This window comes from Yersinia aleksiciae (genome assembly GCF_001047675.1).
GTDB lineage: Bacteria > Pseudomonadota > Gammaproteobacteria > Enterobacterales > Enterobacteriaceae > Yersinia > Yersinia aleksiciae.
In genome coordinates this window covers 2895621-2918165 of sequence record NZ_CP011975.1, presented here as the reverse complement: position 1 = coordinate 2918165, position 22545 = coordinate 2895621, and the positions used below count along the sequence as shown (strand labels likewise).

Here is a 22545-nt window from a genome sequence, read left to right as displayed (position 1 = left end):
ATTTGTGCTGTTGATAATAAATTTCAGCGACGACATCTTGGCATTAAAATAAAATCAGGCGGGGAGACTCACCGCTCAATAGTATTGCAAGCTAAAAGTTGCTACTGCATTAAACTCACCGCGCTTAATGGTGCGTTGGGTAATGGCATCGGGCTCACCCTGAACATAAGCTTTCAAGGTAATAATATTACTATCTGCGTTCAGCGAAATATCTTCACTGGCTTGGTCCAGCGGTAAGGGTCTACCTGCCAAGGTCTCGATACCTATACCGATGCCCATATCAGCATCAGTAACCGATAATAATCCCGGTAATTTAAGATTTTTATTTCCGGTAAACATAATCTTGGCGGTATTACCCAAACTGATATCACAATCGACCAGATGAATTTGAAATTGCTTACCTACAGTACGTTGATTCGAATAGAGGTATTTATCGACCACCGTGCCAAAATTCAAAGCAATGGCTTCGTCACCGGGACGTATTGTGCAAGGCTCCGCGACTAATGCACCGTGAAAACGCATATTATCAGCGGCCCATGTTGGCATCGCCCAAACAATATTCAGCATCAGCATGCTAAATATCATTCGTTCAGGGCGCATCAACAGATTAAAATTAGCCATCATGTGATCCTATTGATAATCCACTAATAATGTGGCGGTGGCTGAAAAAGCCCCTTCAGTTAATGTCGCACCCGGTGCTTGAACCGGTACGGCCTGAAGCACCGGCGGGTTATTCTTGTCATACGGAACACGTGTATTCAGTGTAAAAGCCGTGCCATTTTTCAGTATTCTGATACCCAGATCTTGGGTATCGGTTTGGATCGCTGCGGCATCAAATGTGGTTACAGATCCGCTAATGATCGTCAGACCCAATTCCGAACTGCCAGTAGGTGTCGTATCACAGGTGACGGTGTAGGGCACATTCTGGGTATAATTGGTGCCATTAATCTTATTCACCCCCAGGTTTTCCCCGAAAGCCACATCGATGGTGCTACCACCACTGATGGTGCAAGGTGGGGGATTAATTAATGTGCCCGAGAACGTCATATTCACGGCATACGCCAGTGGACTACTCAGTGCCAGTACCACCGCAACAGAAAAGCACGATATCAATGCGCTGTTTTTCATTATTGATACTCCACAACCATGGTGGCTGATGCAGTAAAAAGACCGGTCGCTAGCGCAGCACTTGTCTGTTTTATCGGTACCGCCTGCAACACTGGGATCGTCGGATAGGTAAAGTTGAAGGTGCTATTGAGCGGTAATGCTTGCCCACTGCGCATCAATTTGATCCCTAATCCGTTGTTACTGGTTTGCAAATAGCTGGCATCAAGTGCGGCACCATCACCCTTAATACTCATTTTTAGCGTATTGGATGCTGCTGTCGTGCAGTCCAAGTTATAGCTGATCGGCTTCATGTAATTAACGCCGTCGATACGCGAAGTCAGCAAGTCATCACCAAAATCGACGTTGATAGTGCTATTGCTGTTAATCACACAAGGCGGTGCGGCAAAAATACTGACCGTGATATTGACCGCCGCAACTTTATTCAGCGCCCATGCAGAGCTGCTCAACAATGTCGTCGCCCCGATGAAGGTCATCATGACCACCGGAACAAACCGGTTAACGATGCTGCTACAAACCGATCTGCTATAAACCGAGCTGCTATAAATAACAGTCATCCCATATTCCTTTTTCATCGTTCAGTCTGACATCCGCGCTGTCGTCTCATCTGCTCAGCTAAAGCCGTACCGAGATAAACAGTTATTTAACGCTTTCAACCACTGAGCAGGTGCTGCCTGTACAACCAAAGATCATTTTTGGTCGGCCACCAAAGTCATTGACGTAAGTCAGTACCGGTTTGCTGCCCAATGCGCCAGCGCTGACATCTAACATGCCCTGTGATTTTGGTGCGATCATCAGTGGCTTGAAACCCGTAACCGTTTTGCCGTTTTTGCTCTCACTGGCATCGACCAGCGTGATGTAATACGGCGTCGGGTTATTAACCTGATAACGATCGCCCTGACGAGTCAGCTGAACTTTTTCTTGCCAAGGTGTCGCCATATCGGCCTTTTGTGGCACGATGCTGGCTGGGCGGTAAAAAAGCTTGATGCGGGTTTGCAGCGCAATCTGCAAGGTATTGGCTTTTTCCGAACGTGGTGGAATTTCACGCAGGTTAAAGTAGTACAGCGTTTCACGGTCTTGAGCTAACTGGCTCACCGCAGGCAACGTCTGGATTTTTAACTGGCTGAGCGCACCCGGCTCTACGCGTTGCACTGGCGGAACCACTGTCAGCGGAGAGTTAATCTTGTTCCCCTGCTCATCTTCAATCCATCCCTGCGCCAGATAAGGCAACTGCTTATTCTGGTTGCTGATGTTCAGACTGATCGACTTATCGCCGCCATTGAGGATCACCCGGGTTCTGTCCAGTGCAATCGCTGCTGTCGCCTGCTGGGCCATCAATGCCGTCACCAAAATGGTGGCGATGCGCAGTTTGTTATTCAATTTCATTACCTTTTCCTTCGAATTAATCATGTCAGAACCTAGTGGCGCCGATCGTTTTCTATTCTCTAAACGGGCTGTTATCCGCAGGTCCATTGCTAAACCTTTCTACTGTGATACCGGGGGTTTATCCCCTTCCGTTATCGGCTGACAAGGCAACAGTAGATTCGCCAGTAGTGCTGGAGTGAGTGTCTTCGGAAGCGTCACGCTACATTGCGCCGCCCCATTCCAGTGTACTGACATGGTTTCACCGGCTTTGATCCCACTGAGATAAGTAGAACCATCGTCATTCACAATGCCGGTTTCTTGCTGCTTTTCATTTAAAACAGTGGCGCCGAATGGCGGTGCCGAACCATCAGCCATACGCAGCATGGCCAAGGCTTTCTCACCAGAAATCACATTAAAGCGGCGATAACCGATTGCACCTTCAGTCAGCGTAACTTGCGCAACCGTGCCTCTGGCTTCTACGTCATCCGCCAAGTTATCGATATCGATACTTGCTCGGTTACGGTGATAGCTGTTCACATCGCTGACGATGGCTTTACCAAAACGGTTGGTACGTACGGTTGAGCCATAGCCCTGAACCGGAACATCTGCTACACCTTGGGTATCCAGTAACAATCGCGTGCCGCCCATCACATTTGCCCGATGCAGTGCCGCACCTTCAGCTGTGACGGTCGCGCCACCCTGAATGCCTAAACCGACGGAAGAGTACTGCCCTTCCTGGTAGCTGGCGTTGGCGCTAATATCCGCGCTATTGCCAATGTGGTTATAGTTACCACTCACCAATGCGCCGCTACGTGCTACGCCGGTATTAATCTGGTAGTTATTGTGGGCATCTGGACGATTGGCGTATCCGACTCGGTGCGTATTTTCACCACTACTGACCGACGCGCTATAGCTCAAGGTCGCGTTATTACCGAACGGCATGGATAAGGACAAGTACATGCCGTCATCATTGCTGTCGTTATACCGGTTACGGAAAGCAGACAGAGACAGACTGACGTTCTTGAATTTACCCACGTCAAAATAGCGAGCCAATGACAGGTTATAGCGGTCATTCGCCGAACGGTCCCAATAGGTCTGATGGCTATAGTTCAGATAAGCACTCAGCCCCAAATCGCGGAATTGCTGGTTGAAGCTGATGGTATACATCTCTTTGTTACCACCCACTCTGTCGCCGCGATAACGCGCATCAAGATACTCGGTCATGCTCATAAAGTTACGTTCAGAGAAACGGTAGCCAGCAAAGGTCACTTGGCTGCCGGTTTCTTGGAAGTTTTTCGAGTAGTTGACTCGGTAAGAGCCACCACTCAAGGTGCCTTTCTCCGGCAAGTTGGCCCAGGATTGAGTCATATCAACCGACACGGCACCAAACTCCATCAGATCACGCCCCACCCCCATAGATGCGGCTTGATACTCGTTTTCACCGCTGATCCCACCACCGAACAGTGACCAACCGTTATTGACGCCCCAAGAGAATTCCCCGGTGGCAAATGCTGGCCCTTCAGCCCGATGCCCCATACTCGAGGGCTTACCGGCAGCGACGCGATAACGCACCATGCCGGGGCGAGTCAGGTAAGGAATGCTGGCGGTATTGACCTGGAATTGCTGGACTTGGCCATCAAGCTCTTCCACCCGCACATCCAGCGCCCCTGAAACAAAACTGTTCAGGTTCTGAATACGGAATGGGCCCGCAGCGACCAGCGTTTCACTCAGTACACGTCCTTGCTGACTGACAATGACCCGCGCATTGGTACGGGCAACACCCATAATCTCAGGTGCATAACCACGTAGATTCGGCGGTAACATGTTGTCATCAGTAACCAAACTGGCACCGCTAAAGCGGAAACTGTCAAAAATCGCTGAGTTCAGAAAATCCTCACCCAACGTCAGCTTGGCACCCAAACTCGGTATCGCACGGTAGGCGTAATAACGGCTCCAATCCCATTGACGTTCTGTGGACTCGCCGGAGGCCTGATCAATACGTGTCTGCCAATCAGCACGGAATCGCCAGGCACCGATGTTGGCCCCAGTGGTACCGTTACCGCTCAGACTGTTGTTATTGGTGTTATTCGTCTGCTGGCGGTTCAATTGCCCCAACAGGTTATAGTCGAAAAGCACCCCAGGAAGCCCCTCTTCCCAACGAGAAGGCGGATCCCAATCGGGTTCGCTGTATTCCAACCAAGCTTGCGGCACACTCAGGTAGAGTGATGAGGTCGCCAGATCGCCTTGCACAGTCAAGCCGGGCAAGCTGCTGATATCCAGACATTCACCATTACGCCACCAAGTCAGCTTGTGCAGGCTATCTTCTTTCAACGCCAGCAACTCAACCAACTTGGGTGATAAACACGCCTCACTATTTTTTGGATCTTTCTCAGAGGCGTAGAACACCACAGGTTGTTCGTTGAGCTCCTGCTTATTCATATGAACCAATAAGTTATAACTCCCAGGCATAATATAGCCACGTTGGGAGAATTGGCTCAGATCGATATTGGCGCGATCCGTGGTATCCAACACATCGGTATTAAACTGAATATCATCGCTGGCTGACACGCCATAGGCATTGCCACTTAACGCAACTGCAATCAAAATGCGTAATAAACCGCTACGGGCAATACCGTGAGTGATGGAACGAGCGGATACCATGGGATATGTCACCTTACTCATTGAAATCAGTAATAATCCAATTTGAAACGAACACTGGAGTAATAGTTTCCAGCACGCAGCATCTTGCCATTGCCCACTAACCGCAGGGCATAATTGAGTCTCATATCATCAGTAGGGATAATATTAATTTCCGGTGACGGCACACCTGGAGCAGAAGCATTGCCCTTATCATCAATGATTTGCATTGCGACGCCTTCGGCTTCACCGTAAACCGCGAAATTATTGCCATCCGCGGCACCATCAAATGACACAGTAAAATGCTGTCGGTTAGATTTATCGGGGTCCGCATGAACTATCGTGCAATCCAGTAGGCGAATCGCAAACGGGTGCTCATTCCCCACGCCGTTCTCGACCAATTGACCGATGGGCATAATCGCCATGTCGATGGTCTGCTCTAAACTTCCTGGGTCTATCGCGCAAGACGTATCAGTAATACTTCCTTCCATACTCACGTGGCCCAAGTCTGTCTTCATGGGATCAGCCATTGCAGAAAAACTAATTAATGACGCCATTAGCAAGGAAGGAGGCACTATCAAAAAAAATGACCTGGACATAAATCACCTAGCTCATCCAACACGTATCTTTCTCAAGATAAAAAGACATGCGGATAAATCCGCATGTCCAATTAAAAATGGGGTGCTTATTGGTAAGCCAGCATGAAGTTAGCTACGCTTGAGAAGCTACCTGGTTTGATAGCGTCAGAAGCAGTGCTGCCCTGCAGGTAAGCAGAGAAAGCCAAAGTGTTGTTACCGGTGATCAGAGTCTGTTCAGCAGTTGCATCGCCCAGAGTTACAACAGAACCAGAACCATCAACGATAGCAATACCAGCGCCTTGAGCCAGACCAACGATACCCAACAGGCCAGGGACTGCAGCTGATTCTGCACCGCTAAAAGTAGTGGTTACAGTTTTCAGAGTGGTGGTGTCGCAGTTTTCCAATTTGATGTCGAAATCATGGGAAGAAGAACGGCCACCATTCTGCAGAGCTACGTTAGAGATCTGACCCATTTCAACAGTCTGAGAATCAGAACCTGCTGCGATTGAGCATGGCGCATCAATGATAGAACCATTGAAAGTCACAGTACCTTGACCTTGGTCTGCTGCGTTAGCTACAGATGCAAAACCTAATACCAGAGCTGCTGCCAAGATCGTTTTATTCAGTTTCATTACGTAATTCCTTTATACACAATTAAAGTTTAACTAGCTGACTTACCTTTATAGAATCAAGGCAAATATCGCATCGAAGTAGTTGAAAAATAAGAACTCAAGCAATTTATTGTCGTTAAAATACGAGGAAATAAGTCGCATACTACAGAGAGCTATAGATTCAACATGCAAGCATTGCAAAACACCTGCATTTTAAAAAAACCTTTAAATAACGCTTAAGACCTTTTTGTTCGACGCAGATAATACAAATATAGATGTTAACTTCATAGGTAATTAATTCAAAAAATCAAAATTCAGAGTGTTTACCTTAATTAATTACACTTACCAATTAATCTCGATAAGATTGATCGATAAACACCACACCTTCGATACTTACCACTACCAAAAATCACATGTCGACACATTTGATCGCTAAAAGTCATTTTTCCAAAATTAACGATTGCTTATTCCATAAGTCAAATTATAATCGACATTAAATCCTCAAGACCCTAATTCCAAAAGCAGAAAAAACTTAACCACAAAAAAACAAAACATTAATAACATTTAAAAACACGCATAGATAAACGTATTTTTACACACAAAAATCAAAACAACCCATTGAAATATATGAATAAAAATAAAAAAATCAAAAACTTAGCTTCAATTAAAAATAAAGACCATTTATTTATTGATGGATTTGAGAATGGTATTTACTTGGTATTAAAACCAGGCTTAATTGTTAATTCCAGAGGGTCGATTTATGGCGATAAAATAAGAATTACAAAAACAATATAAAATAAATAAGATGCGACCTTACTGGTTGTGGGAAGTATCCTTTAAATTTGTAGGAAGATACTTACAACTATGTGGGAAATATAAATAATGAATAGAGAATGTAAGAAATAAAAAACACGACATTCTTAATAAAGATATTGCATGAGGAAAAATCAATGAAACCTAAGAATCAACGTAAAGAAGAAGTCATGGGCATATTGGAAGAAACTTGTAATAGCTTACAAGAGCAATTTAGTGAAGCGATACCGCCCGTAGACCGTTGGCCAAAAACTAGGGAGTTGGCTGATAAAGCACAATTAGATATTTATACCGCAAGACTGGTATTAATGAAGTTGGTTGATGAGAACAGAGCCAAGATGTCAGAAACTAAAGTGCTGAATTCATTGCGCTGGTTTATTGCTCAACCGGCAGAGAAATAGCGCTGTTGTCGCCGTTGAGCGGCCAGTCAGAGTGCACTGATAAGGCATTAATACATTATCCTTAATGTTTTATTCAATATCAAATCAACCTATTGATAGATAATGAAATTTAACTCACCTACACCCATGAAACCCACCCTCTCAGTGCAAGGGATTAACCTTATTGTGGTGGCGGTCATCGCCATAACATTCATTGCCATGATGCGCTATGAAATCAATGGAGGCGGTGCCGGACTCCATCTTCCCACCAACATAGTCATCTGGGTCATGATGGCGCTATTAACCATCGCACTCTATTGGCCACGTCATGAAGCGCGCCATACCCTGAACTCTCTGGGTTGTCTGTGGCTGCTATCAGGTGCACTAATGATGAGTATTCCTAGCTTATTCCCCGCCTCCTTGCAGCACGTCGGGGCTTGGTTACCCCGCATTTTGGGCTTGTGGGGCGGGATAACAGTGCTATTTGGGTTATTTCGTCTGAGGCTGAGCGCGGATACGCGACAACTGTGGTTGATACTCATCCTGTTGTCCGCTTGGGGGCAGGCCATACTGGCTCTACTGCAACTATTTGTTTTTACATCCGATAATTGGATGGAGTTCGATATTACGCAGCGCCCTTATGGCATCTTTCAGCAAACTAACGTGCTGGCCAGTTATCTGGCAACGGGATATGCCATCGCCGTCTATCTGTTTATGGTTTCGGGTAGCCGTGCCGTGCGCGGTATCAGCACACTGACACTGCTTATTTTCCCCGGCTTATTGATGTTACTGCAATCGCGGATCGGCTGGGTCGGTGGGATATCAACCTTGCTCTTGTTTTCGCTCTATTACTGGCGTCAGCGGCAGATCGCCTGGTTATGGTTATGTAGCCTGATAAGCTTACTGGCCGCTCTTTATCTATTGGGCCAATTGAGTGAGAGTTTGCTGCTCGCCAAGGAAACCAGTAATCGAGATCGCGGACTCATCCTCAAATATACCTGGCACATGATACAGCAGCACCCGTGGTTAGGCTGGGGTTACGGCAGCTTTGAGGCTGCGTTTGCTCAAGCGTTATCCCAAGCTGGACAAGTCCCGAATAACTTTATTTTTCCTTCTCACCCTCATAATGAAGTGCTGTATGGTTGGGCTGAAGGTGGCATAGTGGCACTGATTGGAATGCTGCTACTCGCTATCGGGTATGTAAAACCGCTGCTGAGACAGCCAAAAACAGTGTTCCCTCTGTGGGTACTCACCTTGCCAATCGCTTTACATCTGATGACGGAGTTACCACTTTATCAATCTGCCGCCCACTGGCTGGTGCTTATCCTGCTTGGCCGATTGATGATTCCGGAAAACATGCTGGTGGCAGAAACCACGGCACCCACGCTATGGCAACGCGGAATGCACTATGCCGTCATTTTATCGGCATTATGTACGCTACTATTTATGGTGACGGGCTTCAATACTGGCCGAGTGCTGACACTGGCCGAAAGAGGCGGGTTAGTTGACATGCGGCCATTAGATAAGCTGACGAATCCCTACATCCAGTGGGAAAGGTATGAATACATCCGCCATATCAATCTGTTACTGCAATTTAACCAGCGCCAAGATCCGGCGCTACTGACACAGTTTAGTGCATGGGCAGAGCAGTACATTCAATTGCACAATGATCCGAATGTTTATCAAAGTCTCATCATGATTAACCAGTATCAGAACAATGTTGCTCAAGCCAATCAGCTGCACCAGACAGCGAAAGCGTTATTCCCCGGCAACCCCGCCTTCAAGTAAGCCTCCCAACAAATCAGTGCGGCCCTGTTATCAAGGGTCGTGCGGTTTGCTTATTCTCTCGAGTGACTTTGTGTTTAGCGACTCATGGCCGAACTCTCGACAATAGTCGCTAAGGTTGATTTTCTACGCACCGATACCTTCAGCAAGTGAAGTTTGCCGGCGGTTTCCCATCTTTACCTGTGACAGCTTATTGCTCACTGGGCTAGTATAGCGATAGAAAAAGGTCTTGATACCCGTAGACCACAATTAACACGTAAGCCTCGATTTTCACCGATAGCAGCCTTATTCTTGTCTGTCGACCCCATCATCTCAGTGACTTTGGATGACAAGTGATACCTAACGAGCACAACGAAAATCACAATTTACTTTAAATTCAATGGAATAAAAAGATTAAGTCTATGACTGACAATGTAAATTTAGATTCCCATACCCCCATGATGCAGCAGTACCTTCGGCTTAAAGCCCAGCATCCTGACATACTGCTGTTCTACCGGATGGGGGATTTTTATGAGCTGTTTTACAGTGATGCGAAGCGCGCCTCACAGTTGCTGGATATCTCACTGACCAAGCGAGGCGCTTCCGCCGGTGAGCCAATTCCCATGGCCGGTGTCCCCTATCATTCGATTGAGCCCTATCTGGCGAAACTGGTCCAGTTAGGTGAGTCAGCGGCAATCTGTGAGCAAATCGGTGATCCGGCGACCAGTAAAGGGCCGGTTGAGCGCAAAGTCGTGCGGATCGTGACGCCGGGAACGGTCAGTGATGAGGCTTTACTCCAAGAGCGGCAGGATAATCTGCTGGCCGCTATTTGGCAGGATGCACGTGGATTTGGCTATGCGACCTTGGATATCAGTTCAGGCCGTTTTCGGGTGGCAGAACCGGCCGATATTGAAACCATGGCCGCCGAACTGCAACGCACCAATCCCGCCGAGCTTTTATACCCTGAAAATTTCGAGCAGATGTCGCTGATTGAGCACCGACATGGCTTACGCCGCCGCCCATTGTGGGAGTTTGAGCTGGAAACTGCCAAACAGCAGCTTAATCTACAATTCGGCACACGCGATTTAATCGGTTTTGGTGTTGAGCAAGCCCATCAGGCATTACGTGCCGCAGGCTGCTTGCTGCAATATGTCAAAGATACCCAGCGCACCTCCTTGCCCCATATCCGTGGTTTAACTATGGAACGCCAGCAAGATGGCATTGTGATGGATGCCGCCACCCGTCGTAACCTCGAATTGACCCTTAATTTATCCGGTGGGACCGAGAATACGCTGGCTGCCATTCTTGATTGCAGTGTGACCGCCATGGGGAGCCGGATGCTGAAACGCTGGCTCCATATGCCCGTGCGCGATATCAAGGTACTAACGGATCGTCAGCAAGCCATTGGTGGTCTGCAAGATATTACGGCAGAGCTGCAAACACCGCTGCGTCAAGTGGGTGATTTAGAACGTATTTTAGCGCGACTGGCACTGCGCACCGCCCGCCCGAGAGATCTGGCCCGTATGCGTCATGCTTTTCAGCAATTGCCGGAGATCCATCGCTTACTGCAACCGGTCAATGTGCCTCATGTGCAACACCTGCTATCGCAAGTCGGCCAGTTTGATGAGTTACTCGACTTGCTGGAGCGGGCCATTGTTGAAACGCCACCGGTATTAGTGCGCGATGGTGGCGTCATTGCACCGGGCTACAATGCCGAGCTGGATGAATGGCGAGCATTGGCCGATGGCGCGACCGACTATCTGGATCGACTAGAAATTCGCGAACGTGAAAAGTTAGGTCTGGATACACTAAAAGTGGGCTTCAATGGCGTCCATGGCTACTACATTCAGGTCAGTCGCGGTCAGAGCCATCTGGTTCCGATTCATTATGTCCGCCGACAAACGCTGAAGAATGCTGAGCGCTACATTATTCCTGAGCTAAAAGAGTATGAAGACAAGGTTCTGACCTCGAAAGGCAAAGCGCTGGCGATTGAAAAAGGGTTATACGAAGAGATTTTCGATCTGCTGTTGCCACATCTGCCCGAACTGCAAACCAGTGCCAATGCGCTAGCTGAGCTAGATGTGCTGTCGAATCTGGCGGAAAGAGCGGAGACACTCAACTACAGCTGCCCGACCCTAAGTGATAAACCGGGGATCAAAATTAGCGGTGGTCGCCATCCGGTGGTTGAGCAAGTGCTGAGCGAGCCCTTTATTTCTAACCCGCTGACCCTCTCCCCCCAACGGCGGATGTTGATCATTACGGGTCCAAACATGGGGGGTAAAAGCACCTATATGCGCCAAACAGCACTGATTGTGCTGCTGGCCCACATGGGGAGTTATGTGCCTGCGGATCAGGCCACTATCGGCCCGATTGATCGCATATTTACCCGTGTTGGCGCGGCGGACGACCTGGCATCAGGCCGCTCTACCTTCATGGTGGAAATGACGGAAACCGCCAATATCCTGCATAACGCCACAGAGCAAAGTTTGGTGTTGATGGATGAAATTGGTCGCGGCACATCAACTTATGATGGCTTATCACTGGCCTGGGCTTGCGCTGAAAATCTGGCTAGCCGCATTAAAGCAATGACGTTGTTTGCCACCCATTACTTTGAACTGACAACCCTGCCGGAAAAAATGGAAGGGGTGGTGAACGTACACCTTGATGCGCTTGAGCATGGGGAAACTATCGCCTTTATGCATAGCGTACAAGATGGCGCAGCCAGTAAAAGTTATGGTTTGGCGGTTGCCGCACTGGCCGGTGTGCCGCGAGAGGTGATCAAGCGGGCGCGGCAGAAATTGAAAGAGCTGGAGTCACTCTCCAATAATGCCGCGGCAAGTAACATTGATGGTTCGCAGCTGACGCTGCTCAATGAAGAGACGCCACCTGCCGTTGAAGCCTTGGAAGCGCTAGATCCCGATTCGCTGTCGCCTCGTCAGGCGCTGGAGTGGATTTACCGCCTGAAAAAAATGGTATAACGCCCATAAAAAAACGGTGAACATCAGTTCACCGTTTTTGTGTTTTGTCGGACTCGCGCTCTATACCCTAAATACAAACTATGACGGGTATTTTTATTCGCGGAACAATGCCTCAATACTTAAACCTTGAGTTTGCAGAATTTCCCGCAGACGGCGTAAGCCTTCAACCTGAATCTGGCGGACACGTTCGCGTGTCAAACCAATCTCACGGCCAACGTCTTCTAACGTTGCTGCTTCGTATCCTAACAGACCAAAACGACGGGCCAATACTTCGCGCTGTTTTGCATTCAATTCAAACAGCCATTTGACGATACTTTGTTTCATATCATCATCTTGCGTTGTATCTTCCGGACCGTTTTCATTCTCGTCAGACAGAATATCCAACAAGGCTTTCTCTGAGTCGCCGCCTAAAGGTGTATCAACCGAAGTGATACGTTCATTGAGGCGTAACATACGGCTCACGTCATCGACCGGCTTGTCGAGTTGCTCGGCAATCTCTTCAGCGCTGGGTTCATGATCCAATTTATGAGAAAGCTCTCGGGCGGTACGCAAATAAACGTTTAATTCTTTAACGATATGGATAGGCAAACGTATGGTTCGGGTTTGGTTCATAATCGCCCGTTCAATCGTTTGACGAATCCACCATGTGGCATAAGTGGAGAAACGAAAACCGCGTTCAGGATCAAACTTTTCCACCGCACGGATCAGGCCGAGGTTACCCTCTTCAATCAGATCCAGCAGCGCTAAGCCGCGATTGCTGTAACGACGGGCGATCTTCACCACCAACCGCAAGTTACTTTCAATCATACGCCGACGTGAAGGCACATCTCCGCGCAATGCACGCCGGGCGAAATAAACCTCCTCTTCTGCGGTCAGCAGTGGTGAATAACCAATCTCACCAAGGTAGAGCTGTGTCGCATCCAGCACACGCTGGGTAACGCCTTGCGCCAACAGCTCATCTTCCGCTAACTCGCTTTCAGTAGGTTCATCTTCTACTAATGCTTTTTCATCGAAAATTTCAGTTTCCGTACTGTTTTCATCAAAATCAGCATCTTCCTGCAACTCGTTAACTTTCAGCGTATTTTGGCTCATATGCTGCTCCTACCCGTGAATCCGGCGAGCAGAATACAGCGTATTCTGCCCAATCTATCGCTGCGGAAGGTAACGCAGCGGGTTTACGGATTTCCCCTTGTAACGAATTTCAAAATGCAATCTTACTGAACTGGTTCCGGTGCTACCCATAGTGGCTATTTTTTGACCCGCCTTCACTTCTTCTTGTTCCCGGACCAGCATTGTATCGTTGTGAGCGTAGGCGCTCAGGTAATCATCATTGTGTTTGATGATGATTAGATTACCGTAACCACGCAGTGCGTTCCCAGCATACACAACCCGCCCATTTGCTGTAGCGAAGATCGGTTGCCCACGAGAACCAGCGATATCAATCCCTTTGTTGCCTCCTTCGGAAGCAGAGAAGCTATCGATCGTTTTACCTTCAGTTGGCCATTTCCAGCTACTGACTGGACCACCATTGCTGGTTGGATCACTGATGGGACTGCTTGGTGCAGTAACAGGTGCAGTTGTCGCGGCAACGGCCCCTGACGCTGGTAACATTTTACCAACATTCTGTTTACCCGAGTTTTCAGAATACGCGCTAGTTGGTTGAGAATCAACCGTTGTAGTTGTGTTCTGAATATTTGACGGCGGTTTTGCTATTCCGCCTGATGTGGCATCAGTCGCCGCTAACATTCCACCGCCAGAACCATTACCTAACTGAATGGATTGCCCTACATTTAAGCTATATGGCTCAGCAATATTATTTTTTGCGGCCAGATCACGGAAGTCATTCCCCGTTATCCAGGCGATATAAAACAGCGTGTCTCCACGCTTAACGGTATAAGTATCACCGCTGTAACTTCCTTTGGGGATAGTGCCATAGCTACGGTTATAAACAATGCGTTCACCCGAACTGTTGGTGTCAGAGCCACTTAGCATGGTACCTGAACGATCACCACCGACACTGCTGATTGGCGCAGATGTTGTATTCTCATTGCTACAACCCACCAACCATAAACTCATAACCGTACATGCCGCGACTCGGCGTAATGTAATCATTGGGCTTCCCGTGCTCATGCTTCCCCCATGACAGCAATAATAAGCGATGTATCAAATACAGAAGCGCGCATGCTATCAATACCACGCCTGCCATACCATAAGATTTATGTTACTGATTTTTTGATCGATCTTTCGCGTAAATAACCACGTCTCGAATGAGATGAAAGATTTAAGGCTGAATTAAGGACATTGAGTTCAAGCCAACTCTCCTTTGACCAAGGGGACAAAGCGAACGGCTTCCACCGTTTCAATCTGGAATTCATTGTTGCGGCGCTGCACACATTTCAATGTTTGAGCCAGCTCTCCGACCGGAAGAACCAATATTCCCCCGTCATCTAACTGCTCAAGTAATGCCTGCGGAATTTCTGGTGGAGCCGCTGTCACAATGATCGCATCAAATGGCCCGCGTGATGCCCAACCTAGCCAGCCATCACCATGGCGGGTAGAGACATTATGCAGATCCAGCTGTTTCAGGCGGCGTTTTGCCTGCCACTGTAACCCTTTGATTCGTTCGACTGAACAAACATGTTCGACCAAATGCGCCAAAATGGCGGTCTGATAACCCGATCCGGTGCCGATCTCCAATACTCGCGAGGTTGGCGTCAATTGCAACAACTCGGTCATACGTGCCACCATATAAGGCTGGGAAATGGTTTGACCCGAACCTATAGGTAGAGCTGTGTTCTCATACGCCTTATGCGCCAAAGCTTCATCAACAAAACGCTCACGCGGCACCGCTTCGATCGCCTGTAACAAGCGCTCGTCCTGGATACCTTGCTGACGTAACTGCATCAACAATGTTTGCATGCGTTTATTTACCATTCCCCGTCAACCTCATGAATGCTGGCTAACCAATCTTCAACTACGTCTTGCGCCCCATAGGCGGTTAAATCAACCTGAAGTGGCGTGATCGAAACATAACCCTGCTCAATCGCCGCAAAATCTGTGTCCGGTGCTACATCAAATTTCTCACCCGGAGGGCCAATCCAGTAGATATCATGCCCCCGAGGGTCCTGCTGACAAAATACCTGCTCCGCTGGATGACGGCTACCACAGCGTGTTACCCGAATGCCTTTAATCTCAGATAAGGGTAAATCAGGTACATTAATATTCAGTATTTTGCCGGTACGCAATGGTTTATGTTGTAACGCGCGCAATATACGGCAAGTGATCGCCGCCGCCGTCTCATAATGTTGATGCCCATTAAGTGAGATAGCCAGAGCAGGAAACCCTAAATGCCGCCCTTCCATCGCTGCCGCGACCGTCCCCGAATAGATAACATCATCACCGAGATTAGGGCCAGCATTGATGCCGGAAACCACGATATCGGGCCGAGGGCGCATTAATGCATTCACCCCCAGATAAACACAATCGGTCGGCGTGCCTTGCTGAACCGCAATGTCACCATTGGATAATGTGGTGATGCGCAGTGCGCTATCCAGCGTCAATGCATTGGAAGAGCCGCTACGATTACGATCGGGCGCAACGATTTGTACCTGCGCGAATGTCCGCAATGCGCTGGCGAGCGTTTGGATGCCAGGCGCAGAAATACCATCGTCGTTACTCAGCAATATCCGCAGCATCAGCATTATCCTGATTCATAATTTCGCGCACCACACTGGTGGCAAAGCTGCCGGCGGGTAACCAGAAACGGAGTTCGAGGGTCACATCATCCCACCAGCTCCACGCCATATTCTGCGGTTTCAGCAGGACTGCCCGACGTGCGCCTTCAACACGTTCGCGCTTCACCAACGCCAGTAATTCGCTTTGCTCCGCCAAACAGGCCAGTTCGAAAGCCAATGCCTCGCCCTGAGTACCCAGTTCACCCTCCCCTGGCAACGGGGCGGTGATATTCAGTTCGCCCGCATCGACACGCTGCTGTAGCGCGGCCAATTCATCGGCGGCAGCAACAAACCAACTGCCGCGACCGGAAAGCTGCAATGCATCGCCTTCCAGCACTGTCGTGGCCTGCTGTTGTGCCAAACGACAACTGCTAATCAGATTGAACATGGCGCTACGGCTGGCTGAGAGATAAAAACTGCGTTTACTGCGCTCTTTGACCCGAATTTCGTTGTTCGCCCACAGACGCGCCTGCACCAAATTATTGCCGCCACGCCCAAACCGCTGGCTGCCAAAATAGTTCGGTACACCATGGGCCGCAATTTGCTGCAACCGCTGCTCGACATCCTGACTATCCGTGATGTGGCGCAATATCAAGGTAAAAGCGTTGCCCTTCAGTGAACCAATGCGCAGTTTCCTTTTTTGGCGCACCGACTCCAGCACTTCGCAACCTTCCAGTTCGAAGGTGGAAAGGTCTGGCGCTTCTTTACCCGGCAGATGCAAGCAGAACCACTGTTCGGTGACGGCGTGGCGATCTTTCAAGCCTGCATAGCTCACCAAACGTGGATGTAGCTTGGCAAAACGCGCCAGATAGTCAGCGACAAACTGGGTATTGCAGCCATTTTTGCGGATACGAACCAAGAGATGCTCGCCTTCGCCATCCGGCTCAAAACCCAGATCCTCGATCACCACAAAATCTTCTGGGTTAGCTTTTAGAATGCCACTCGCCTTGGGTTTGCCGTGCAGCCAGGTGAGATTTTCCATGTCCATGTTTTTATGCCTTAACCAACAATTATGCCTTAACCAACAGAGCTACCGCTTCACAAGCAATACCTTCGCCACGACCGGTGAAACCAAGCTGTTCCGTGGTGGTGGCTTTGACGTTGATATCATCCATATGACATTGTAGGTCTTCCGCCAAATGAACGCGCATCTGTGGGATATGGGGGGCCATTTTAGGCGCTTGGGCAATGATGGTAATGTCCAGATTCCCCAACTTATACCCTTTTGCCAGAATACGGCGGTAAGCTTCACGCAGTAAACCACGGCTATCGGCACCTTTAAATGCCGGATCCGTATCGGGGAATAACTTGCCGATATCACCTAAAGCGGCAGCGCCTAACAAGGCATCGGTGGCGGCATGCAATGCCACATCACCATCGGAGTGTGCCAGTAAGCCCTTTTCGTAGGGGATGCGTACACCGCCAATAATCAGTGGGCCACTGCCATTCTCGCCAAATTTATGAACATCGAAACCATGACCGATCCGCATTAGTGCTTCTCCATAGGGTGTAATCGGGTTAAATAAAACTCCGCTAGCGCCAGATCCTCTGGACGCGTCACCTTGATATTATCCGAACGGCCAGAAACTAATATCGGATGATAGCCGCAGTGCTCTAATGCAGAAGCTTCATCGGTGACCACCGCCCCCTCTCGCAAGGCGCGGGATAGACACAATTTTAATAACTCAAGCGGAAAAAGTTGAGGTGTCAGGGCATGCCACAGCGCTTGACGATCAACAGTATGGGCGATGGCTTGAACCCCTGCCTCACTGCGTTTCATGGTGTCACGCACCGGGGCGGCCAGAATCCCCCCCACTTTGCTGTGCCCAATAATCGACAGCAATTGGTCGAGATCGTCGCGGTGCAAACAAGGACGCGCCGCATCATGCACCAGCACCCACTCCGCCTGCCCCGCACATTGTAGGCCAGCCATCACCGAGTCGGCGCGCTGCTCGCCACCGTGAACAATACGAATACGGCGATCCTGTGCGATGGGCAACGTAGAAAATTGCGTGTCCTGCGGATGTAGGACGACGATAATCTGCTGAATTTGCGGGTGACCCAACAAAGAAAGAATAGCGTGTTCAATGATGGTTTTACCGCCCGCCATTAAATACTGTTTTGGGCAATCAGCCTGCATCCGGCTGCCAATACCCGCAGCCGGTAGTACAGCGATGACTTCAGGAAGGGAAACTGCAAAATGACTCATTATTATTGTTGCGCGTTATTTTGCGTCGAAGGGGGACTCGCATTGCGTCTGGATTGGTCAGGAACCAGACGATAGAAACTTTCGCCGGGTTTAATCATACCCAGCTCGTTACGTGCGCGCTCTTCGATCGCCTCTTGACCACCGTTTAAATCATCAATTTCAGCAAATAGCTGGTCGTTCCGGGCTTTAAGTTTGCCGTTGTTGGTCTCTTGAAGAGCCACGTCATCCTTAACCCGAACAAAATCATGAACACCATTCTTGCCCAACCACAGTGAATACTGGAGCCAGCCAAGTAAAATCAGCAAAAGAAGTGTAAGTTTTCCCATTCCCGCCCCCCGAAAACTGCCTAATCATCCCACAACTTTTCGTCGGACTCCACTCTGTGACGGAAATAGGCCACAACGCTCAGATTAAGAACGATTTCCAACCAAATAACAACGCGACTTTTCGCAAATTTGATTTAATAAATGTTATTGGCCTCATTTTTGTCGAGCCCCGCATAACAAATGAGCAACATACGTACTTTTGTTTGCATTTATGCGCGATAAATCAAGCGTGATAAAAAGAAAAATAAGCCACCAAATGGATTAATGCGCTGATTAATCCCTTCAGTGCCAATAAATAGGTTTTTTTCTAAGTTAGAACGAAGATACGCAAAGAAACAAGGACGTTTTCTGTTCACTATATTAAACAAATGTTCTACTATTTTATTCATTCCGACAGGATGATTCTGAATTTTACGTGTTCGGTAAACACTGTCAACGTGGCCAATTCTTCTTTTGCCGGGGGCAAAACCCATGGAAAAACAAACAATTCCGCCAGATAATGAATTGTTAACTGAAATTGCAGTGTCTTACTACCAAGATGAAATGACCCAGGAAGAGATTGCCCATAAATTTGGCATTTCAAGAATCAAGGTCGGGCGGCTACTTAAACGGGCAAAAGCCGAAGGCATTGTTGAGATTACAGTACGTTATCATCCGGTGTTTAGCACCCGCCTTGAGCAGCAGTTGATTGAGCATTTTGGCCTGAAACGAGCATTGATCGCGCTGGATTATCAAGATGAAGATGAACAGCGGCGTCAGGTTGCCTCGTTGGTTTCCGGCTATCTGGCGACAAATCTAAAAGACAACACAGTATTAGCGGTTGGACAGGGGCGTAATATCGCTGCCATCGCGGATCACATCAGTATCGTACCGGAAAGGCAGTGTAAGTTTATCTGCGGCATTGGCGGTACGCATCGCCCCGGTGATGCGATTAATGCTGATCATATCAGCCGTCGTCTAGCCAAGAAATTTGGTGGCTCCAGTGAGACTCTTTACGCGCCCGCTTACGTAGAAAATCGCGCGTTAAAAGAAGCCTTTATGCAGAACGGCACCATCAAAGAGACGCTCGATCGTGCCAGAAAAGCGGATATCGCTCTGGTCGGTATTGGTGATATGAATGAAAATAGCTATATGGTGAAACTGGGCTGGTTCACACCGCAGGAGATTGTCGATGCCAGTATGCATCAAGGTGTGACCGGTGAGATTGCCGGATACGATTTCTTTGATGCCCAGGGCCAGCCGGCGAATACCGTGATGAATGATCGGGTGATTGGCATCAGCACTCAAGAGTTGCGCCAGATACCTTGCGTGATCGCTATCGCCTCTGAAAGCACCAAAGCCTTGGCTATTCTGGGTGCTTTGCGCACCGGTGCGATTGATATTATTGCCACCAGCGCATCCAATGCGCGGACAATTTTGAAAATGATCCAGCAACAACCTTAATCGGGTTTTTACTGCGCGACACTATGGCGGTCAGCGCCCCCTGCTAACCGCCACCTACCTGTAAGCTAGACCAACCGCTGCTCTACCGAATCAGCCAATTGGCTCAGTATTAAGCAACATGATGTTGCCCCCGCATCTAAAACCCCGCGAGAGCGCTCACCCAGACGGCTGGCTCGGCCAATCCTGGCGACTAAATCAATGGTGGAATCGCGCCCGGCATGAGCCGCATTTTTCATCAGGTGGAGTGACTCAACGAAGGATTTATTCTGCTGTTGCGCCAGTTCGAATACTTCGACAGCGGGGATCAGCGTATCCATAATGCATTTATCCCCCACCCCCGCATCGCTGATATCTTGTAAGCAGGAAAGCCCCCCTCTCAACATAGCGCTAAATGCCGCGGCATCAATTTTATCGCAGTCACGAATACTGTCCGCCATACCCATAAAAATGCTGCCATAAAGCGGCCCCATCGACCCGCCAATCCCCTCCATCAGGGAGTCAGACAGCACGTCCAGCGCCTCGGACACGGTTAGATCTTTACCTTTGATACTGTCCGCACAAATATTGAAGCCTTTCGCCATATTGATGCCGTGGTCGCCATCGCCGATCGCACCGTCAATTTCACTCAGGTAGTCGCGATTGACGATAATCGTCTCCACCAAGTCTTCAACAATCGGTGTGCCTTCTTTGCTACAAAATACGCTCATCAGCCCTTACTCCACCTGCGTTAAACCTAATGAATGAGTTGGCACGTCAATTAACGCCTTTAATTCATCATCCAGTTTCATCAATGTCAGCGTGATACCCATCATGTCCAGCGAGGTAAAATAGTTACCGATATAGGGGCGATAGATATTTATCCCCTTCTCTTTCAACAAGTTGACCACTTCAGCATAGTAAATATACAGCTCAAGGGTCGGCGTGGCCCCTAAGCCAGAGATCAAAACTGCCACCTCATCGCCATCAGCAAAAGGCACATCATCGACCACGATATCCACCATCGTTTTAGCAATCTGAGCCGCGGGTTGTAATGGCTCCACCCGAATACCCGGCTCGCCATGATGACCAATGCCGACTTCCATCATGCCATCTTCAATATGAAAGTTAGGTTTACCGACCGCTGGAATGGTGCAAGAGGTCAAGCCCACCCCCACCGAACGGCAGTTATCAATGGCCTTTTGCGCCACATCGATGACGGCATCTAACTCATAGTGCTGAGCCGCTGCCGCTGCCCCCACTTTCCACATGAAAATTTCACCGGCCACCCCACGGCGCTTCTCTTTTTCTGTCGGAGGTGCAGAGGCCACATCATCATTGGCGACCACCGTTCTGACTTTGATGCCCAGCGCCTCGGCTTTTTTGGCCGCCATTTTGACGTTCATATTATCACCGGCATAGTTGCCGTACAGGCAAGCAACCCCCGCCCCGCCGTCAGCCGCCTTAATAGCGGTTAAAAATGCCCCCGCCGCCGGTGAGGAAAAGATCTCCCCGATCGCCACCGCATCCAGCATATTTTTGCCAATGTAACCTAAAAATGCAGGTTCATGCCCAGAGCCGCCGCCAGTCACAACCCCCACCTTTCCTTTATAAGGAGCCTCAGGGTGCTTCAACACTTTCTCATGATCCGTTTTAGCGAAAAACTGTGGGTACGCCGCCAGATAGCCCTTGATGGCATCCTCCACAACGTGGTCGGGATCGTTAATAATTCGGTTCATGGCACTCTCCTTGCAACAGAATAATAGGTAGCGAACTACTGGATGGTATAGCCGCCATCAATCACCAAATTAGCCCCAGTGATCATGTTGGCCGCGTCACTTGACAGAAATAGCGCGCAGGCCGCGACTTCGACGGGATAGGCGAAACGACGAGTGGGAATTTTCAGTTTCATCTCTTCCGCCACCTCCCCTGACCACGCCTTTTTGCCCAATTCAGTTAATACCACGGTGGGTGAGATAGCATTGACTTGTATGCCGAGCGGCCCCCACTCGAGCGCCAGCACTTTGGTCATGCCAATCACCCCGGCTTTACTGGTGCAATAAGCCAAATGATTAGGTAACGCCACAATCCCCGCTTGGGAGGCCAAGTTAACGATTTTGCCATGGCCCTGCGCAATAAAGTGTTTCCCCACTTCCTGACTCATCAGGAAAACCCCTTTCAGATTGACGTTAATTGTCCGGTCCCAATCTTGCTCCGTCGTCTTTTCCGCCGGGTCCAACGCCACAATTCCGGCACAGTTAACCAAAATATCCAGTTGGTTGAAGGTATTAATCGCCTTGGCGATCGCTGTTTTGACTGATTCGCTGTCACTAACATCACAAAACAATCCAATTGCGCTATTGTCATTTAGCTGCTTTGCTACCTCGGCGACATTATCGTTGCGGTCAATCAAGATCACTTTCGCCCCCTTAGCCAAAAAAAGCTCAGCAATGGCGTAACCGATACCTGCTGCGCCGCCAGTAATGGCAGCCACTTTACCTTGCAGAGAAAAATCAATATTGAATCTGTTGTATTCAACTTTCATGTTTTACGTCCTAATCAATAGCTCTCTGGTTATCACTGCTGATCTGCGAATAACGTGCTGA

23 protein-coding genes are annotated in these 22545 nt (G+C 48.9%); 5 read left to right on the top strand and 18 right to left on the bottom strand.

The window, feature by feature from the left end; genetic code table 11:
- Window positions 1-75: 75 nt before the first annotated feature.
- The 7 genes from ACZ76_RS13055 to ACZ76_RS13025 all read right to left on the bottom strand — a co-directional run bounded on the left by ACZ76_RS13055 (window position 76) and on the right by ACZ76_RS13025 (window position 6337).
- Entirely contained in the window at window positions 76-621 is a 546-nt protein-coding gene (locus tag ACZ76_RS13055) for a fimbrial protein (protein ID WP_048619301.1), read from the bottom strand.
- A 9-nt stretch (window positions 622-630) separates the two neighbouring features.
- A complete protein-coding gene (locus tag ACZ76_RS13050; protein ID WP_048619300.1) occupies window positions 631-1128 on the bottom strand; it encodes a fimbrial protein in 498 nt (165 codons plus the stop codon).
- Window positions 1128-1682 carry a fimbrial protein gene (locus ACZ76_RS13045; RefSeq protein ID WP_374700755.1) on the bottom strand — a complete coding sequence of 185 codons (555 nt, stop codon included), beginning with the start codon at window positions 1680-1682 and terminating at the stop codon, window positions 1128-1130. Before ACZ76_RS13045 ends, ACZ76_RS13050 begins: the two co-directional genes overlap by 1 nt.
- A gap of 82 nt (window positions 1683-1764) precedes the next feature.
- Window positions 1765-2511 carry a fimbria/pilus periplasmic chaperone gene (locus ACZ76_RS13040; RefSeq protein ID WP_048619299.1) on the bottom strand — a complete coding sequence of 249 codons (747 nt, stop codon included), beginning with the start codon at window positions 2509-2511 and terminating at the stop codon, window positions 1765-1767.
- 99 nt (window positions 2512-2610) lie between these two features.
- A complete protein-coding gene (locus tag ACZ76_RS13035; protein WP_048619298.1) occupies window positions 2611-5151 on the bottom strand; it encodes an outer membrane usher protein in 2541 nt (846 codons plus the stop codon).
- A 26-nt stretch (window positions 5152-5177) separates the two neighbouring features.
- Window positions 5178-5684, bottom strand: a complete 507-nt coding sequence (locus tag ACZ76_RS13030) for a fimbrial protein (RefSeq protein WP_048619297.1) — start codon at window positions 5682-5684, stop codon at window positions 5178-5180.
- Window positions 5685-5812: 128 nt separating this feature from the next.
- The gene (locus ACZ76_RS13025; RefSeq protein ID WP_048619296.1) at window positions 5813-6337 is read right to left on the bottom strand and encodes a fimbrial protein; all 525 of its coding nucleotides are present in this window, start codon (window positions 6335-6337) and stop codon (window positions 5813-5815) included.
- A 606-nt stretch (window positions 6338-6943) separates the two neighbouring features.
- Here ACZ76_RS13025 and ACZ76_RS19325 point away from each other — a divergent pair.
- The 4 genes from ACZ76_RS19325 (at window position 6944) to mutS (ending at window position 12251) form a co-directional block, all read left to right on the top strand.
- Entirely contained in the window at window positions 6944-7111 is a 168-nt protein-coding gene (locus ACZ76_RS19325) for a hypothetical protein (protein WP_156312875.1), read from the top strand.
- Between the two features lie 155 nt (window positions 7112-7266).
- Complete coding sequence (locus ACZ76_RS13020; RefSeq protein ID WP_048619295.1) at window positions 7267-7530, top strand: faeA-like family protein; 264 nt, start codon at window positions 7267-7269, stop codon at window positions 7528-7530.
- Between the two features lie 126 nt (window positions 7531-7656).
- Window positions 7657-9297, top strand: coding sequence for a PglL family O-oligosaccharyltransferase (locus ACZ76_RS13015; protein ID WP_390621182.1), 1641 nt, complete (start codon window positions 7657-7659; stop codon window positions 9295-9297).
- A gap of 398 nt (window positions 9298-9695) precedes the next feature.
- Window positions 9696-12251, top strand: a complete 2556-nt coding sequence (gene mutS, locus ACZ76_RS13010; RefSeq protein WP_048619293.1) for a DNA mismatch repair protein MutS — start codon at window positions 9696-9698, stop codon at window positions 12249-12251.
- Window positions 12252-12344: 93 nt separating this feature from the next.
- Here mutS and rpoS read toward each other — a convergent pair whose 3' ends face one another.
- The 8 genes from rpoS to ftsB all read right to left on the bottom strand — a co-directional run bounded on the left by rpoS (window position 12345) and on the right by ftsB (window position 18520).
- A complete protein-coding gene (gene rpoS / locus ACZ76_RS13005; protein ID WP_048619292.1) occupies window positions 12345-13343 on the bottom strand; it encodes an RNA polymerase sigma factor RpoS in 999 nt (332 codons plus the stop codon).
- Window positions 13344-13397: 54 nt separating this feature from the next.
- On the bottom strand, window positions 13398-14363 hold the full coding sequence (nlpD, locus tag ACZ76_RS13000) for a murein hydrolase activator NlpD (RefSeq protein ID WP_048619291.1): 966 nt from the start codon (window positions 14361-14363) through the stop codon (window positions 13398-13400).
- A 195-nt stretch (window positions 14364-14558) separates the two neighbouring features.
- Window positions 14559-15185 (bottom strand): protein-L-isoaspartate(D-aspartate) O-methyltransferase, encoded by a 627-nt coding sequence (locus tag ACZ76_RS12995; protein ID WP_048619290.1) that lies wholly within the window; start codon window positions 15183-15185, stop codon window positions 14559-14561.
- Entirely contained in the window at window positions 15179-15946 is a 768-nt protein-coding gene (gene surE, locus ACZ76_RS12990) for a 5'/3'-nucleotidase SurE (RefSeq protein WP_048619289.1), read from the bottom strand. The genes ACZ76_RS12995 and surE overlap by 7 nt, the downstream gene beginning before the upstream one ends.
- Window positions 15924-16973, bottom strand: a complete 1050-nt coding sequence (truD, locus tag ACZ76_RS12985; protein WP_048619288.1) for a tRNA pseudouridine(13) synthase TruD — start codon at window positions 16971-16973, stop codon at window positions 15924-15926. The genes surE and truD overlap by 23 nt, the downstream gene beginning before the upstream one ends.
- A gap of 22 nt (window positions 16974-16995) precedes the next feature.
- Entirely contained in the window at window positions 16996-17475 is a 480-nt protein-coding gene (gene ispF, locus ACZ76_RS12980) for a 2-C-methyl-D-erythritol 2,4-cyclodiphosphate synthase (RefSeq protein WP_048619287.1), read from the bottom strand.
- Entirely contained in the window at window positions 17475-18194 is a 720-nt protein-coding gene (ispD, locus tag ACZ76_RS12975; RefSeq protein ID WP_048619286.1) for a 2-C-methyl-D-erythritol 4-phosphate cytidylyltransferase, read from the bottom strand. The genes ispF and ispD overlap by 1 nt, the downstream gene beginning before the upstream one ends.
- 2 nt (window positions 18195-18196) lie before the next feature.
- A complete protein-coding gene (ftsB, locus tag ACZ76_RS12970; protein ID WP_048619285.1) occupies window positions 18197-18520 on the bottom strand; it encodes a cell division protein FtsB in 324 nt (107 codons plus the stop codon).
- A gap of 471 nt (window positions 18521-18991) precedes the next feature.
- On the opposite strand from ftsB, the gene ACZ76_RS12960 reads away from it, so the two are divergent.
- A complete protein-coding gene (locus ACZ76_RS12960; protein WP_048619283.1) occupies window positions 18992-19963 on the top strand; it encodes a sugar-binding transcriptional regulator in 972 nt (323 codons plus the stop codon).
- 65 nt (window positions 19964-20028) lie between these two features.
- Here ACZ76_RS12960 and dhaL read toward each other — a convergent pair whose 3' ends face one another.
- Genes dhaL through ACZ76_RS12945 form a run of 3 tightly spaced genes read right to left on the bottom strand, consistent with a single transcriptional unit; the run spans window position 20029 to window position 22484 of the window.
- On the bottom strand, window positions 20029-20670 hold the full coding sequence (dhaL, locus tag ACZ76_RS12955) for a dihydroxyacetone kinase subunit DhaL (protein ID WP_048619282.1): 642 nt from the start codon (window positions 20668-20670) through the stop codon (window positions 20029-20031).
- A gap of 6 nt (window positions 20671-20676) precedes the next feature.
- The gene (locus ACZ76_RS12950) at window positions 20677-21678 is read right to left on the bottom strand and encodes a dihydroxyacetone kinase subunit DhaK (protein ID WP_048619281.1); all 1002 of its coding nucleotides are present in this window, start codon (window positions 21676-21678) and stop codon (window positions 20677-20679) included.
- Between the two features lie 35 nt (window positions 21679-21713).
- Entirely contained in the window at window positions 21714-22484 is a 771-nt protein-coding gene (locus tag ACZ76_RS12945; RefSeq protein WP_048619280.1) for an SDR family oxidoreductase, read from the bottom strand.
- Window positions 22485-22545 lie beyond the last annotated feature (61 nt).

What these genes read in the sequence shown, in the direction of transcription:
- ACZ76_RS13055 (WP_048619301.1), bottom strand. Translation starts at nt 621, where the DNA reads ATGGCTAATTTTAATCTGTTGATGCGCCCTGAACGAATGATATTTAGC.
- ACZ76_RS13050 (WP_048619300.1), bottom strand. Translation starts at nt 1,128, where the DNA reads ATGAAAAACAGCGCATTGATATCGTGCTTTTCTGTTGCGGTGGTACTG.
- ACZ76_RS13045 (WP_374700755.1), bottom strand. Translation starts at nt 1,682, where the DNA reads ATGACTGTTATTTATAGCAGCTCGGTTTATAGCAGATCGGTTTGTAGC.
- ACZ76_RS13040 (WP_048619299.1), bottom strand. Translation starts at nt 2,511, where the DNA reads ATGAAATTGAATAACAAACTGCGCATCGCCACCATTTTGGTGACGGCA.
- ACZ76_RS13035 (WP_048619298.1), bottom strand. Translation starts at nt 5,151, where the DNA reads ATGGTATCCGCTCGTTCCATCACTCACGGTATTGCCCGTAGCGGTTTA.
- ACZ76_RS13030 (WP_048619297.1), bottom strand. Translation starts at nt 5,684, where the DNA reads ATGGCGTCATTAATTAGTTTTTCTGCAATGGCTGATCCCATGAAGACA.
- ACZ76_RS13025 (WP_048619296.1), bottom strand. Translation starts at nt 6,337, where the DNA reads ATGAAACTGAATAAAACGATCTTGGCAGCAGCTCTGGTATTAGGTTTT.
- ACZ76_RS19325 (WP_156312875.1), top strand. Translation starts at nt 6,944, where the DNA reads ATGAATAAAAATAAAAAAATCAAAAACTTAGCTTCAATTAAAAATAAA.
- ACZ76_RS13020 (WP_048619295.1), top strand. Translation starts at nt 7,267, where the DNA reads ATGAAACCTAAGAATCAACGTAAAGAAGAAGTCATGGGCATATTGGAA.
- ACZ76_RS13015 (WP_390621182.1), top strand. Translation starts at nt 7,657, where the DNA reads ATGAAACCCACCCTCTCAGTGCAAGGGATTAACCTTATTGTGGTGGCG.
- mutS (WP_048619293.1), top strand. Translation starts at nt 9,696, where the DNA reads ATGACTGACAATGTAAATTTAGATTCCCATACCCCCATGATGCAGCAG.
- rpoS (WP_048619292.1), bottom strand. Translation starts at nt 13,343, where the DNA reads ATGAGCCAAAATACGCTGAAAGTTAACGAGTTGCAGGAAGATGCTGAT.
- nlpD (WP_048619291.1), bottom strand. Translation starts at nt 14,363, where the DNA reads ATGATTACATTACGCCGAGTCGCGGCATGTACGGTTATGAGTTTATGG.
- ACZ76_RS12995 (WP_048619290.1), bottom strand. Translation starts at nt 15,185, where the DNA reads ATGGTAAATAAACGCATGCAAACATTGTTGATGCAGTTACGTCAGCAA.
- surE (WP_048619289.1), bottom strand. Translation starts at nt 15,946, where the DNA reads ATGCTGCGGATATTGCTGAGTAACGACGATGGTATTTCTGCGCCTGGC.
- truD (WP_048619288.1), bottom strand. Translation starts at nt 16,973, where the DNA reads ATGGACATGGAAAATCTCACCTGGCTGCACGGCAAACCCAAGGCGAGT.
- ispF (WP_048619287.1), bottom strand. Translation starts at nt 17,475, where the DNA reads ATGCGGATCGGTCATGGTTTCGATGTTCATAAATTTGGCGAGAATGGC.
- ispD (WP_048619286.1), bottom strand. Translation starts at nt 18,194, where the DNA reads ATGAGTCATTTTGCAGTTTCCCTTCCTGAAGTCATCGCTGTACTACCG.
- ftsB (WP_048619285.1), bottom strand. Translation starts at nt 18,520, where the DNA reads ATGGGAAAACTTACACTTCTTTTGCTGATTTTACTTGGCTGGCTCCAG.
- ACZ76_RS12960 (WP_048619283.1), top strand. Translation starts at nt 18,992, where the DNA reads ATGGAAAAACAAACAATTCCGCCAGATAATGAATTGTTAACTGAAATT.
- dhaL (WP_048619282.1), bottom strand. Translation starts at nt 20,670, where the DNA reads ATGAGCGTATTTTGTAGCAAAGAAGGCACACCGATTGTTGAAGACTTG.
- ACZ76_RS12950 (WP_048619281.1), bottom strand. Translation starts at nt 21,678, where the DNA reads ATGAACCGAATTATTAACGATCCCGACCACGTTGTGGAGGATGCCATC.
- ACZ76_RS12945 (WP_048619280.1), bottom strand. Translation starts at nt 22,484, where the DNA reads ATGAAAGTTGAATACAACAGATTCAATATTGATTTTTCTCTGCAAGGT.